Source organism: Arthrobacter sp. ISL-95 (genome assembly GCF_018613695.1).
Taxonomy (GTDB): domain Bacteria; phylum Actinomycetota; class Actinomycetes; order Actinomycetales; family Micrococcaceae; genus Arthrobacter.
Genome location: NZ_JAGGPR010000011.1, coordinates 155,811 through 170,014, shown reverse-complemented (window position 1 = coordinate 170,014; position 14,204 = coordinate 155,811). Strand labels below are relative to the sequence as shown.

Below are 14,204 nucleotides of genomic sequence, written 5' to 3'. Positions count from 1 at the left end.
CAGCGCGTAGCACATCCAAGCAAGATGTATCTCGGGAAGAGACCACTATCCAGAGTAGCCCGTGAAGCTGGGAGCCAGCTTAAAAGCCTTTCAGCCCATGGAGTCCAAGAGGGCATCCACCCGCTCGTCCACGTTCCGGAAAGGATCCTTGCAGAGGATGGTTTGGTGCGCGCGGTCGTTGAGTTTCAGGTGCACCCAGTCCACCGTGTAGTCGCGGCCCAGCTCCTGTGCTCTTCGCACAAAATCTCCCCGCAATTTTGCGCGCGTTGTCTGGGGTGGAGCGTCCACGGCATCTTTGACGTCGGTTTCGGTGACCAGCCTCCGTGCTGCACCGCGGGCTTGGAGCAGGAAAAAGATGCCGCGTTGCCGCGAGATGTCATGGTAAGTAAGGTCCAGCTGGGCAATGCGCGGTGAGTCGAGACTGAGGTCGTGACGCCGCATGTAGCCGTCCATGAGTTTCTTTTTGATGGCCCAGTCCACTTCGGTGTCGATGGTGCTGGTGTCGCCGCTCTCGATGGCGTTCAAAGTCCTCTCCCACAAGTCCAGGATGAGCGGTACATGGGCGTTGTGGGCACCATTGGCTGCCACGAACTCGGTGACCTTGTTGAGGTATTCCCGCTGGATATCCAGAGCAGTCAGCTGCCGGCCGTTGGCCAAGCGGACCAGGGCGCGGCCGCTGAGGTCGTGGGAGATTTCGCGAATGCTGCGAATGGGATTCTCCATGCGCATGTCGCGCATAATGACGCCCGCCTCAATCATGCGAAGGATAAGGTCCACCGTGCCGACCTTCAGCAAAGCCGAGGTTTCGGACATGTTGGAGTCCCCCACAATCACATGCAGGCGGCGGTAAAATTCGGCATCCGCATGCGGCTCATCGCGGGTGTTAATGATGGGCCTGGACCTGGTGGTGGCCGAGGACACGCCTTCCCAGATATGGTCGGCCCGCTGGGAAAAAGCGAACGTGGCACCGTGCGGGGTCTTCAGTACTTTGCCGGCACCGGCGATCAGTTGCCGCGTCACCAGGAAGGGAATCAGTATCTCGGCAAGGCGGGAAAACTCCCCGCGCCGCGGTATGAGGTAGTTCTCATGGCTGCCGTAAGAATTGCCCGCTGAATCGGTGTTGTTCTTGAAGAGGTACACCGTGCCGTTGAAGCCCTCGGCGGCGAGCCTTGCCTGAGCCTCATCCACGAGGTCGTCCAAAATAAGTTCCCCGGCCCTGTCATGGGCGATGAGCTGAGCGAGGTCGTCGCATTCCGCGGTGGCATACTCCGGGTGCGAGCCCACATCGAGGTATAGCCGTGAACCGTTGGTGAGAAAAACATTGGAGGACCGGCCCCAACTGACCACCTTGCGAAAGAGGTAACGTGCCACTTCTTCAGGCGCCAAGGGGCGGGAATCAGGGCTGGAATAGGAAATTCCGAACTCGGTTTCGATGCCAAATATTCGCTTATCCATCTCAGCTCTCCTCTGTGAGCAGCAGGGTCATGTCTTCCGGCAGCAACCGTCGGAAGGCCCTGCGGGACCCGCGATTGCTTTCCGAAGCTCGGTATAGCACCGCGGCTTCGACGGCGGTAGCGGGCAGTTCGTCAACTTCCTTATTGGTGGCCAGAGCGTGCAATGCCAGTTGCATGGCCCCCGCCAAGGTGAGCTCCGGCTCCCAAGCCCCGCTGACGACGTCGGAAATCTGGTCGGCGAGCCCGCCCATGACCACGAATCCGTTCTCATCGGCGATTGATCCATCGAAGGTCAGTCGGTACAGGTGGTCCTGCTCCTGGCTGAAACCAACTTCGGCTACTGCCAGTTCCACCTCGAACGGCTTCTGCTCGGCCGTAAACACCGCTCCGAGGCTCTGAGCATAAACACTTGCCAGGCCGCGGGCAGTCACGTCCTCGCGGTCATAGGAGTACCCTCGGACGTCTGCGTAGCGGACACCTGCTTGCCTGAGGCTTTCAAACTCGTTGTACTTTCCCACCGCAGCGAAGGCGATTTTGTCGTAGATTTCACCGATTTTGTGCAGTGACGGTGAGGGGTTTTCGGCGATCAACGCGATGCCATCAGCACAGCTGATGACCACAACAGAGCGCCCACGGGCTATGCCTTTCCGTGCGAAGTCCGCACGGTCCTTCATCAACTGCTCGGGAGAGACGTAAAACTGCTGTGTCATATCAGGCCTCCCGTCCGGCGGCAGCCCGCGATTCAACGATTGCGGCGGCTATCGCGGCCAGATCCCTTTCAGGGACACGCCGGTTGCCGGATCGATCGACGGTATACACCACGGGCCACAGTTGGCGGACCGGGTCAGGGCCGCCGGTGGCGGAGTCGTCATCGGCGGCATCGTAGAGCGCCTCAACAGCTACTGCCACAGCGTTTTCTTCTGACAAGTTGGGCTTCCACAGTTTCTTGAGGGCGCCTCGGGCGAACACGGAACCGGAACCAACGGAGTGATGCTCCTGTTCTTCGTAGCGGCCGCCGGTGACGTCGTAGGAGAACAAGCGGCCCACGCCGGAACCGTGGTCGAAGCCTGCGAACAAGGGAATGACAGCCATCCCCTGCATCGCCATGGGCAGGTTTCCGCGGATCATGGCGCCCAGACGGTTGGCCTTGCCGACGAGGCTGAGGAGCGTGCCTTCGATTTTTTCGTAGTGCTCCAGCTCAACCTGGAAAAGCCGTGTGATGTCAATCGCCAAACCGGCGGTACCAGCGATGCCGAGGACTGAGTACTCGTCCGCCGGAAACACTTTCTCTATGTGCCGGCTGGCGATGATGTTGCCCATGGTGGCGCGGCGATCCCCCGCCATCAGGACTCCACCGGCGTACGTCAATGCAACGATCGTGGTGGCGTGTGGGGACGGCGGCACCACGCCGGCGGGTAACGACTGATTGAAGGGAAGGAGTTCGGGACGCGAGCGTTGAAGATGCTCCGTGAAAGAAGACGTTGCCTGGGTGGCCAGGGGGCCGGTTGATGGGTCCTGCATTGCTGCACTCCTTCGACTCTGCATTCCGATGCCCGGCGGCCTCACGCCGGCCGGGCAGTACATCCTCTGGCAGGTCCGCCTACTGGCCGCCCTTTTGGACAAACGCCCTGACGAACTCTTCAGCGTTGGATTCAAGAACGCCGTCGATTTCGTCAAGGAGGTCATCCACGCCTTGCGTCGACTCCGAGGCCTGTGCCTCCGGTGCTGCCGGCGGCGCCTCTGGTACGTCCACTTCGGTCTCGGTTTCCCGTGACTGCGGTTGTTGCTGCTCCTGTGCTGCCATTTTTCTTTCTCCCTACTATCAGTCTCCTGAAGACGGAGACTTCCTACTGCCATATTGCCACGCTGACCGGCCCTGCGGACGGCTTTGCCAGGCGACGAATAATCCTGTGGCGGGTACCCTCAACTCCGGGCCGGTGGCGGCGCCTGGCCCAACAATTCGGCCAGGAATGAAGCAGCATCCGGGTGGCGGTCAAAGAGGGCGCCGGTCAAAGCCCGGGTTCCCCTCAAGGGCTCCCGCGTAGGCACCCGTTGCAGTTTTCCCAGCCCCGGAACATCGAAAATTACCGAATCCCAACTGGCGCCCACAACGTCCTTGCCGAATTTGGAAACGCATCGCCCCCGGAAGTAAGCCCGGGTGTCCGACGGCGGTTCGGTCACCGCCCGGGTGATGTCGGCGTCGTCCACCATGCGCATCATCCGGTCCCTGGAGAGCATTCTGTAGTAGAGGCCCTTCTCAGGTCGGATATCTGACCATTGAAGATCCACCAAGCCGAGACGGGCGTCGTCCCAAGCCAGGCCATCGCGGTTTCGGTAGCCCTCAAGCAGTGACTTCTTGGCCACCCACTCAACCGATGAGGCGGCGGCATCAGGATCGGTCCCCAGAGTTGCCAGCGTGGACTCCCAGTGAGACAGCACCTGGTGCGTGTGGCCATCTCCGGTGACTGAATCTGCCACCCCTGTCTCCTGGGCCAGCTTGGCGGCTGCCTCGAAATACATCCACTGCAGATCGAGTGCTGTCACTCGTCTTCCGTCGAGGAGCCTGACGGTTGTGGTCAGCGTGGTGTCATGGCTGACGGCTTGGAGCGCCTGGACGGGTTCATGGACCTCGATTTTGGGAGCCTGCCCCGCCTCGATGAGGCTAAGGACCATGGCAGTGGTTCCGAACTTCAGGAAGTTCGAAGCCTGGCTGAGGTTGGCGTCCCCAATAATCACGTGCAGGCGGCGGTACTTGTCCGCTGTGGCGTGTGGCTCGTCCCTTGTATTGATGATGGGGCGGCGGATGGTTGTCTCCAGCCCAACCTCTGCTTCGAAGAAGTCCGCCCGCTGGCTTATCTGGTATCCGGGCGTTGAGCTGTCCTGCCCCAGCCCCACCCGGCCCGCACCACACATCACTTGGCGGGTCACGAAGAACGGCGTGAGGCCACGGATGATGTCCCCGAAGGGCACAGAGCGTGGCATGAGGTAGTTCTCATGCGAGCCATAGGACACAGACTTGTTGTCAGTGTTGTTCTTGTAGAGGTTGATCGCCGGAAGCGAGGCATCGGCCGCAACTTTCCGGACGGTGGACAAGGCCACCAGATCACCGGCGGCGTCCCAGGCCACAGCATCGCGCGGGTTGGTGACCTCCGGGCTGGAGTACTCAGGGTGCGCATGGTCCACGTACAGGCGTGCACCATTGCCCAGGACCATGTTCATCAGCAGGGATCCGGACTCGTCAGCTCCGTCCAGTTCCAATTCCTGACGGCCATAGGCCAAGGCGACCGCTTCGGCGTCGAGCACCGGCGGTTGGTCCGTGAGTTGGCTTGGATCCGCGGCAGCCCTGTTCACGGTCCAGCCGCGGGCATCGTGCAGCGGTTCCTCATCCGTGTAGTCCCACCGCGTCTCCGCCCCACCGGCCGCCCGTTGCCGGGTGACGGTGGCATACGCCTGAATGATCCGGGCGGACATCATGGTGGCATTGGCACCCGGAGCTGACGGCGCGTGGATCCCATATTCAGTTTCCGAGCCCATGACGCGCATGGCGCCGCCTGCGGGAAGCTTCTCGGCGGGTGAACCCTCGGACCTTACTGTCACAGGTACTGACCCGTGTTGGCGGTGGTTTCGATGGACTTGCCAGGCTCCTGCCCTGCCTTGCCCTGAACGATGGTCCTGATGTAGGTGATCCTTTCGCCCTTCTTGCCCGAAATCCTTGCCCAGTCATCCGGGTTGGTGGTGTTGGGCATGTCCTCGTGCTCACGGAATTCATCCACAACGGCCCGGAGCAGGTGATCGATCCGAAGACCCTTCTGGTGGCTGGTCAGCAAATCCTTGATGGCGTACTTCTTCGCGCGATCCACCACGTTCTGGACGACGGCGCCGGAGTTGAAGTCCTTGAAGTAGAGCATCTCTGTATCGCCATTGGCATAGGTGACCTCAAGGTACTCATTGGACTTCTCCGTGGAGTACATGGCCTCCACCGTGCGCTGGACCATGGCATCCACAGTGGCCTGTACATCGCCGCCGTACTCGGCCAAATCCTGGGGGTGGAAGGGCAGGTCAGTGGTGATGTACTTGGCGAAGATGTCGGCTGCAGCTTCGGCGTCGGGCCGTTGGATCTTGACCTTCACGTCGAGGCGACCGGGACGGAGGATTGCGGGATCGATCATGTCCTCACGGTTGGAGGCGCCAATGACGATCACGTTGTCCAGGCGCTCCACGCCGTCGATCTCACTGAGCAGCTGAGGCACGATGGTGGTTTCGACGTCGGAAGAAACGCCGGTACCGCGGGTGCGGAACAACGAGTCCATTTCATCAAAGAAGACCACCACGGGGCTCCCGTCTGAAGCCTTTTCGCGGGCGCGGGAGAAAATCAGCCGGATGTGCCGCTCTGTCTCGCCCACATACTTGTCCAAGAGCTCCGGACCTTTGATATTCAGGAAGTAGCTCTTGAGATCGGTATTGCCGGCCCGTTCTGCTGCCCGGGCAGCAAGGGAATTCGCCACTGCTTTGGCAATGAGGGTCTTGCCGCACCCTGGCGGACCGTAGAGCAGGATGCCTTTTGGTGCCTTCAGTCCGTGCTCGCGGTAGAGGTCCGGATGGAGGAACGGCAACTCCACGGCGTCACGGATCTGTTCGATCTGCGGGCCCAGGCCACCAATGTCCTGGTAGGTGATGTCCGGGACTTCTTCGAGGACAAGGTTCTCCACCTCGGCGCGCGGGACCTTCTCCAGCGCGTAGCCCGTCCGTGAATCGAGCGACAAAGCGTCGCCCACTTTCAGGTGAACGCTTTGGAGCGCCCCGGACAACCGGACCACACGCTCTTCATCGGCACGGCCAACCACCAGAGCGCGGTCCTTGCCCAGCATTTCCTTGAGGGTGACCAGTTCGCCCGCGCGTTCGTAGCCGAGGCCGGCCACTACCAGCAGTGCCTCGTTGAGCAGGACTTCCTGCCCGACGGCAAGCTGGTTCAGGTTTACGAGCGGGCTGACGCCAACACGCATCTTGCGCCCAGCGTTGAAGATGTCCACGGACTCTTCAGTAGCAGCCTGCCCTGAACTGCCGGCGGCGGGCTGCTTCCGTGGGTTGATCTGCACCACGGTGCCAAAGCTGTACGGGGGCTGGCCCTCTTGTTCCAGGGCCCCCTTCAAACGAAGGATCTCAGCCTTCGCCGTTTCCAGCATGCTGACAAGTTTGCTGTTGTTCTGGGTAGCGGCTGCCAACTGGCGGTCGATGTGGCGAAGCTTGTCCCGAAGGATATTGATCTGCCGTTCGGCAACAGTCAGTTCACTCGACGTCTCCGGCGGTTGAACCGCGCCGATCCTCCGGCCTGCCGTATTCTCCGCTTCGCCGTTTGCATCTTCCGGCGTCGGCCGTCCAAGGTCGTTGTTTGACGTATCCACGATTCATCAGCCCCTTCCTGCGCTTAACAAGACCTTAGTCCCGAAAAGCTCAGGGTGCTGGGTGACATTCGGAATGCGAACCCTATTGTGACCTTTGTCAGTTTGTGACTGAGGGATCATCCTGAACGTTGGTCCCGGCAATTGCGTCACGCGCTGCGCGTCGCAGTTTCTTGTCAGAGACGGCGCGCTCCCCCACTGCTGCAGGGGTCCAGGCGTTGAGGTCCTCTTCGCTGAATTCAGTCTTGGAGGGGCGGCGCTTCACGGAAATTCCGGTGACACCGTCAGCCAAGCGGCGCGTGACAAGAAGGAAACCCGTGTGGGCCACCATGCGGTGGTCCGGCCGGACGGCCAGGCCTTCCAGGTGCCAGCCGCGAACCATCGATTCCCAGGCATCGGGCTCGGTGAAGCGGCCGTCAGCGCGGATTGCTTCAGCAGTCCGGGACAACTGGGTGACGGTGGCTACGTAGTTGATCCAGACTCCGCCGGGAGCCAGGACAGTGGCCACAGCGTCCAAGCACTCCCACGGAGCGAGCATGTCCAGGACCACCCGGTCCACCGAGCCAGGGGCTTCGGCTTTGACAACTTCTTCCTGAAAGTCGCCCAGGGAGATCTGCCATGCGGGATGGGGGCCGCCAAAGATAGTCTCAACATTTCCGCGGGCGATGTCCGCGAATTCTTCGCGACGCTCAAACGAGTGGAGGTAACCGCCGTCGCCTACTGCACGCAGGAGGGAGATGGAGAGGGCGCCGGAGCCCACTCCGGCTTCCACAACCCGTGCGCCCGGGAAGATATCCGCCATGGTGACAATCTGGCCGGCGTCCTTGGGATAAACCACTGCCGCGCCGCGGGGCATGGACAGCACGAAGTCAGAGAGCAACGGGCGCAACGTCTGGTACTGCTGGCCGACGTTGTTGCTGACCACGGAGCCATCCACCTTGCCGATGATCTCATCATGGTTCAGGAAACCGCGATGAGTATGGAAAGCGCCGCCCACTTCCAGAGTGATGGTGTTCATCCGCCCGCGCTCGTCCGTGAGCTGCACCCGCTCGCCCACACGAAAAGGCCCGCGGCGTCGCGCAGCGCCCGTCGGCTGTGCGGCCGGGCCGATGGCTGGCTCGTCAGTGCCTGTGCTTGCTGCGGGGGCGGCGGTTTCGCTGCTCATGTGGTGTTCCTCGCTCCTGTACGGCTGGGCCGCGGTGTGTGACCGGCTGGCGGGCGCCAAAAAATCAATGGGTTCTTTTGTATAACCGCCGGCATGTAACTCTACCGGCAACGCAGTCAGGCGCGCCCGCTCCTGCGTGCTTCCTTGCCTGTTATGGCAGTCACTACTGCTTGCTGCCGAAGCAGCCCGGTGACGATTCCGTTGTGGTCAACCACAGCGTATTCGCCGCCGTCCAGGCGAGCCAAATACTGGATCAATTCCTGTCCTTTGGACCATTCAGGGACGTAGGCCCCGGCCGCGAGTGCGTGCGCCACTGCGGTGACGGGGGTCGTCGTCGCAGATGCAGCCGGCACAGCGAGCGTCGCGCCGAAATCCACCACTCCCTGGGGTTTGCCGTCCGGGCCACAAATGACGACGGCGGGACTTCCGGCCGGTGAAATGTTTAGGACATCTGCCACCGTGGCCGAGTTCGGCACGCCGACTGCGGGTTCGGCCAGGCCGGCGGCACTGACCAGGTAAAGACGGCTGCGGAGCTTCGCGTGGTGGATGGAGCTTGAGGCGCCCATCCAGAGGAAACCGCAGACGAGGACGGTGATGAGTATGAGGCTGATGTCCAGGGGTGTGCCTTTGATGAGCGGCAGTCCAATGAACCAGATGACCAATGCGGCGACAATAGCGCGACCGGACCAGCCAGCGGCTATGGTGCCTTTGTCCTGGCTACCCGTGGCTTTCCACACTGCGGACTCCACCAGACGGCCCCCATCCAAGGGCAATCCGGGAAGGATGTTGAACAACCCGATCAAGAGGTTGGCCCACATCAGGATGTTCGCGAGGGTGTCAGGGACGCCGCTCAGAACACCGGTTGAAATCACGGCCCACATCCCGGCCGCCAAAACAAAGTTGGAGGCAGGTCCGGCCAGGGCGACCACTACTGAACGACCCGGTGAAGCGGTGAAGCTCTCAAATTGCGTGTGGCCGCCCCAAAGGTTGAGCACAATTTTCTCCGACGGCCAGTTGAAGGCCTTTGCGCTAAGCGCATGCGCCAATTCATGGACCAGCACGGACACGGCAAGGAGCAAGGCGTATCCCAATGCCACGAAGTACGCTCCGATGCCCAGTTCGGGCGTCCGAACCAGCAGCGCCGGGCCGTAAACGATGACCGTGAAAGCAGCGATAATGAACCACGAGTAAGCCAAATAGACCGGAATGCCGGCGATGCTCCCTAGTGGGATGCCGTCACGTTTTTTGCTTTGTGCGTGATGCGGTGTTGACGGGCTGGTCACCTAGTTGGCCCCTTCAAGCAGGTTTGCTGCGGCGAAACGGTCAGCGACCAGCTGTTGCAGATCGGGTGCTGTTCGGCCAACCAACGTAGGCCACATGATCATTCGGGGGTCATCCGGAAGGGGCACCTGATGGGGAATTCCTACAGTGACTACGCCCGATGCAATGGCTGCCGTGGCACCCGGGATGGAATCCTCGAGGGCAACGCAGTGGTGAATACTCACGGAGGGGTCCTCCAGCCTGAGCCGCTCTACGGCTGTGAGGTAGGCCTCCGGGTGCGGTTTCCCGTTGGTGACGGAATCGCCGGTGACCATGAACTCGAAGTAGGGCTTGGGAAGGCTCTCCGCCACCACACCGGCCAGTGGGCCTTCGGACATGGTCACCAGGGCGCAGCGAATGCCTGCCTGGTGGAGATCATCGAGCAGTTCACGGGCGCTGGGCCGCCACGGGACCTCCTTGCGGACCTGCGCGATCACCTGTGCACTTAACGTGTCAACAATTTCTCGTGCCTCAAGCCTGACGCCTGCTGCCTGCAGGACGGCCGCCGAGTGAAGCAAGGACTGCCCCACCAATTGCATGGCCTGCTCGTGGGACCAGGCCCCGCCATGGGACTCAACCAGCGCACGCTCGGCAGCGATCCAATAGGGCTCAGTGTCCACGAGTGTGCCATCCATATCCCAGAGCACGGCTTTGAGGAGGGGCTGGCTGGGTGAGGAATGCATGGTTTCCAGTCTACGTGGAACCTGGCGGGCGGCCGTCCGCGGGTTGCGCTCCGGGCGAATCGCGGACACGCTTCGGCGTGAAATGCCATGCATCCACAAGGGTCTTGGACGTAGGGTGAGTGGATGAACAGTGTGGACGGGACCCCCGAAGGACAGGACATCACCGCGGAGCCCGAGCGTTTCCTCAAGGAACCCGCGGACGGCCAGCGTGTCACCGTAATGCTCGCCGCGTTTGAGGGCTGGAACGACGCCGGTGAGGCCGCGAGCGATGCGCTGCACTACTTGAACAAGCTGTGGGACGGCAAAAAGGTTGCCACAGTGGACGCCGAGGAGTATTACGACTTCCAGTTCACGCGCCCCACCGTGCGGCGCACGTCTTCGGGTGCCCGAAAGGTCAAATGGCCTTCAACGCGGATGTACAAGGCTGAAGTTCCGGACAGCAACGTGGATGTGGTCTTGGTTCTCGGTACCGAACCCTCATACCGCTGGCGCGCCTACACCACCGAACTGCTGGTCCATGCTGAAGCGCTCAAAGTGGACTCCGTGATTTTGGTGGGCGCTCTGCTGGCCGACGTTCCCCATAGCCGTCCTATTCCGGTGAGCACCACAACGGAGGACAGTTCACTGCGGGAACGCCTCAACCTGGAGGCCTCCCAGTATGAAGGGCCGGTGGGCATTGTGGGTGTGCTTGCAGAGTTCGCGATGCTGGCAGGGCTGCCTACGGTCTCACTGTGGGCAGCGGTTCCGCACTACGTTGCTCAGCCGCCCTCCCCCAAGGCGCAGCTGGCCATCCTGCACAGGATCGAGGACCTTTTGCAGGTTCCGTTGGACAGTCAGGCATTGGCTGAAGAATCTGAAGCCTGGGAACGCGGGGTGGATGAACTCGCAACAGAGGACCCTGAGATTGCTGCCTATGTACGGCAATTGGAAGAAGCGAAAGACACAGCTGACCTGCCGGAGGCGTCCGGCGAGTCCATTGCCCGTGAATTCGAGCGGTACTTGAAACGGCGCGGCAAAGAGCGTCCCTAAGAGGTCAATTCGCCTGAAACCAACAACGGCTCTCGGGTTGCTTAGAGCTCAACCCCGAGCAAAGCGTCGATGGCGTCAGTAACAAGGGCCGCATCCTGCGCTGAGGAGTCCGCGCCAGAGCTAATCGCTCTCTCTGCCCAGTGATCGACGGCGGAGATCGCACCAGGAGCGTTGAGGTCGTTGGCCAGTTCATCGCGCATGGCCGTTATCAGGGCCGCAGCAGATCCGGCCGGAGCATGATCCAGGGCCGTGCGCCACTGCTGAAGCCGGTCCTTGGCCTCAGCAAACTCGGCATCGGTCCATGACCAGTCGGAGCGGTAGTGATGGGCGAGGATGGCAAGGCGGATTGCCGCAGGTTCCTCGCCGGCAGCGCGAAGCTTCGAAACAAGAACCAGGTTGCCCTTGGACTTGCTCATCTTCTCCCCGTCCAGCCCCACCATGCCGGCGTGTGAATAGTGGCGCGCCAGTGGAACGCCGGAGAGTGAATAGGCGTGGCCGGCGCCCATTTCATGGTGCGGGAATACCAGGTCCGAGCCACCACCCTGAACGGTGAAGGGTGCGGGAAGATACTTCTGCGCGATCACCGTACATTCGATGTGCCAACCTGGCCGGCCGTCGCCGAGGGTGGCCCCGGGCCAGTTCGGCTCGCCTTCACGGGCAACCCGCCACAGCAAGGGATCCAAGGCATGGCGCTTGCCCGCTCTGGCGGGGTCTCCGCCCCGTTCAGCGAAGAGTTCCAGCATTTCGTTCTCGCCCAAGCCGGAAACATCGCCCAGTGTCCAGGCGTCTGTGGCGTCGGAGCGCTTACCGGCGGTCTCGACGTCGTAGTACACATCGCCGTCGGGCTCTCCTTCTGAGCCTGCAACGCGATAGGCCACGCCGTCAGCGATCAGCTGCTCGATGGCCGGAACGATGTCCGGGATGGCCTCGACAGCGCCGATGTAGTGGTTCGGTGCGAGGACGTTCAGGGCGTCCATGTCTGTCTGGAACAGCTCGATTTGGCTTTGGGCCAAGTCACGCCAGTCCACGCCGGTAGCTGTGGCGCGCTCCAGAAGGGGATCATCAATGTCAGTGACATTTTGGACGTAGGAGACCCGGACGCCGGCGTCGCGCCAAGCACGGTTCAGGAGATCGAAAGCCACATAACTGGCTGCGTGTCCCATATGCGTCGCGTCATACGGGGTGATGCCGCAGACATACATCGACTGCTCCGGCTGTTTCTCAACGTCCACCACCCGGCCAAGGGCTGTGTCATACAGCCGTAGTTGCGGCAGGCTGCCGGGCAGCTCAGGTACAGGGCGGGAGGTCCACGATTTCACGACTTAACCTTAGTGCTAGGCGCTGATCACACCGAAACCGAGCAGGACATACAAGGCCAGGCCCAGGAGTATCCGGTACCAAACGAACAGCCGGTAGCTGCGGGTGGAGACGAACTTCAGGAACCAGCCGATGATGACGTAACCCACCACGAAAGCGATGACCGTGGCCATCGCAGTCTCCGGGAGGCCGTAGGGTCCAGCCAGGCCTTCGTTGGAAACCGTCTTATAGAGCTGGTACAGCCCGCTGCCGAACACGGCCGGTATGGCCAGAAGGAAGGAATACCTGGCGGCGGCTTCACGGGTGTACCCCATGAGGAGGCCGGCGGTGATGGTGCCGCCTGAGCGTGATACGCCGGGGATCAAGGCCATGGCTTGGGCGAAGCCGTAGAGAATGCCGTGCTTGTAGCTCAGTTGGGTGAGATCCCTCTCCTGCCGGCCAATGGCGTCGGCAACAGCAAGGATCATTCCGAACACAATCAGCATGGTGGCAACGATCCACATACTGCGCAGCACTGACTCGATCTGGTCTTGGAACAACAGGCCGAGGATGATGATCGGCAGGCTGCCAAGGATGACCAGCCAGCCCATCCGGGCATCCGGATTGTTGCGTTCCACCTTGCCTGTGAGGGAGCCGAACCAGGCCCGGACGATCCTTACAATGTCACGCCAGAAGTAGACAATCACGGCGGTTTCAGTTCCCAGCTGCGTGATGGCCGTGAAGGCGGCACCGGGATCTGAGGCATTCGGGAGGAATGAGCCGACGATCCGCAGGTGCGCGCTCGAGGAAATCGGGAGGAATTCGGTGAGGCCCTGCACCAGGCCCAGCAAGGCTGCTTCTATCCAGTTCACGTGAATAGACCCTACGTCATGAAGTCCTCTAACTCCCCGTAAGCTAACTGCTATGCAGCAGCGTTATGTCGGAAACAGCGGATTCCGTGTGTCCTCATTGTCCCTTGGAACCATGTCCTGGGCCCAGGAGACCGACGAGCAGGATGCTGCTGAACTGCTCCACGGATTCGTTGCCGGCGGTGGCACTGTGGTGGACACAACAGCGTCTTACGCGCAAGGCAGGGCAGAAGCAATGTTGGGATCCATGCTGGGCGATGTAGTGGCCCGTTCCGAGATTGTGATTTCCACCAAAGCCGGCGTGTCGTCGTCGGACTCCAGGCGAAGCGTCAACGCATCCCGGGGCGCGATGCTGTCCGCCCTTGATGCAAGCCTGGCCAGACTTGGCACCGACTATATCGATATCTGGTTCGCCCACGAGTGGGATCCGAACGTGCCCTTGGAAGAAACACTCTCCGCCTTGGAGCTCGCCCAGCGGAGTGGCCGTGCGCGCTACGTGGGTATTTCCAATTACAACGGGTGGCAAACAGCCAAGGCAGCGGCCGTGGCCGGATTCACCCTCGTGGCAAACCAGTCCGAATATTCCTTGGTCCAACGTAGAGCAGAGGAAGAACTCATTCCTGCCGTGGAAGACGCCGGCCTGGGGCTGATGGCGTGGGCGCCCCTGGGACGTGGCGTACTCAGCGGCAAATACCGGGGGCAGATTCCTGCCGATTCCCGTGCGGCGCAGAGCCGTCTGGCCGGGTACGTCGAGCCCTACCTTGAGTCGCGGGCGTCCCGCGTCGTGGAAGCCGTGGCCATGGCAGCCCAGGGACTGGGCCGGACACCAATGGACGTGTCCCTCAGCTGGTTACTCTCCCGGCCGGGCGTGGCGACGGCAGTTGTTGGCCCGAGGAACGCCGTTCAACTCAAGGAACTACTGGACGCTCAATTGACGGCGCTGCCGGCTGAGATCGCGCGCGCCCTTGAGGACGTTTCAGCAGTCTAGT

At 61.5% G+C, this 14,204-nt stretch carries 13 protein-coding genes; 2 read left to right on the top strand and 11 right to left on the bottom strand.

What is annotated here, in order from left to right:
• Positions 1 to 90: 90 nt before the first annotated feature.
• The 9 genes from pafA to J7I86_RS15945 form a co-directional block, all read right to left on the bottom strand.
• Positions 91 to 1,455 (bottom strand): Pup--protein ligase, encoded by a 1,365-nt coding sequence (pafA, locus tag J7I86_RS15985; RefSeq protein WP_142939159.1) that lies wholly within the window; start codon positions 1,453 to 1,455, stop codon positions 91 to 93.
• A gap of 1 nt (position 1,456) precedes the next feature.
• On the bottom strand, positions 1,457 to 2,164 hold the full coding sequence (prcA, locus tag J7I86_RS15980; protein ID WP_214821355.1) for a proteasome subunit alpha: 708 nt from the start codon (positions 2,162 to 2,164) through the stop codon (positions 1,457 to 1,459).
• Between the two features lies 1 nt (position 2,165).
• Positions 2,166 to 2,975, bottom strand: a complete 810-nt coding sequence (prcB, locus tag J7I86_RS15975) for a proteasome subunit beta (protein ID WP_214821353.1) — start codon at positions 2,973 to 2,975, stop codon at positions 2,166 to 2,168.
• A gap of 79 nt (positions 2,976 to 3,054) precedes the next feature.
• Positions 3,055 to 3,258 (bottom strand): ubiquitin-like protein Pup, encoded by a 204-nt coding sequence (locus J7I86_RS15970; protein ID WP_214821352.1) that lies wholly within the window; start codon positions 3,256 to 3,258, stop codon positions 3,055 to 3,057.
• A 119-nt stretch (positions 3,259 to 3,377) separates the two neighbouring features.
• On the bottom strand, positions 3,378 to 4,997 hold the full coding sequence (gene dop, locus J7I86_RS15965) for a depupylase/deamidase Dop (RefSeq protein ID WP_214821421.1): 1,620 nt from the start codon (positions 4,995 to 4,997) through the stop codon (positions 3,378 to 3,380).
• Between the two features lie 50 nt (positions 4,998 to 5,047).
• On the bottom strand, positions 5,048 to 6,856 hold the full coding sequence (gene arc / locus J7I86_RS15960) for a proteasome ATPase (RefSeq protein ID WP_214821351.1): 1,809 nt from the start codon (positions 6,854 to 6,856) through the stop codon (positions 5,048 to 5,050).
• 97 nt (positions 6,857 to 6,953) lie between these two features.
• Positions 6,954 to 8,018: a tRNA (adenine-N1)-methyltransferase gene (locus J7I86_RS15955; RefSeq protein WP_286179863.1), complete on the bottom strand. Its 1,065-nt coding sequence runs from the start codon at positions 8,016 to 8,018 to the stop codon at positions 6,954 to 6,956.
• A 116-nt stretch (positions 8,019 to 8,134) separates the two neighbouring features.
• Positions 8,135 to 9,301: a site-2 protease family protein gene (locus J7I86_RS15950; protein ID WP_214821350.1), complete on the bottom strand. Its 1,167-nt coding sequence runs from the start codon at positions 9,299 to 9,301 to the stop codon at positions 8,135 to 8,137.
• On the bottom strand, positions 9,302 to 10,114 hold the full coding sequence (locus J7I86_RS15945) for an HAD family phosphatase (RefSeq protein WP_214821349.1): 813 nt from the start codon (positions 10,112 to 10,114) through the stop codon (positions 9,302 to 9,304).
• Positions 10,115 to 10,144: 30 nt separating this feature from the next.
• Here J7I86_RS15945 and J7I86_RS15940 point away from each other — a divergent pair, with 30 nt between their 5' ends.
• Positions 10,145 to 11,050 carry a PAC2 family protein gene (locus tag J7I86_RS15940; protein ID WP_214821348.1) on the top strand — a complete coding sequence of 302 codons (906 nt, stop codon included), beginning with the start codon at positions 10,145 to 10,147 and terminating at the stop codon, positions 11,048 to 11,050.
• Positions 11,051 to 11,091: 41 nt separating this feature from the next.
• Here J7I86_RS15940 and mshC read toward each other — a convergent pair whose 3' ends face one another.
• Complete coding sequence (gene mshC, locus J7I86_RS15935; RefSeq protein ID WP_214821347.1) at positions 11,092 to 12,369, bottom strand: cysteine--1-D-myo-inosityl 2-amino-2-deoxy-alpha-D-glucopyranoside ligase; 1,278 nt, start codon at positions 12,367 to 12,369, stop codon at positions 11,092 to 11,094.
• A gap of 15 nt (positions 12,370 to 12,384) precedes the next feature.
• Positions 12,385 to 13,218, bottom strand: coding sequence for an undecaprenyl-diphosphate phosphatase (locus tag J7I86_RS15930; RefSeq protein WP_214821345.1), 834 nt, complete (start codon positions 13,216 to 13,218; stop codon positions 12,385 to 12,387).
• Positions 13,219 to 13,270: 52 nt separating this feature from the next.
• Between J7I86_RS15930 and J7I86_RS15925 the strand changes: the two genes are divergently transcribed.
• Positions 13,271 to 14,203: an aldo/keto reductase gene (locus J7I86_RS15925; RefSeq protein WP_214821343.1), complete on the top strand. Its 933-nt coding sequence runs from the start codon at positions 13,271 to 13,273 to the stop codon at positions 14,201 to 14,203.
• Position 14,204: the final 1 nt, after the last annotated feature.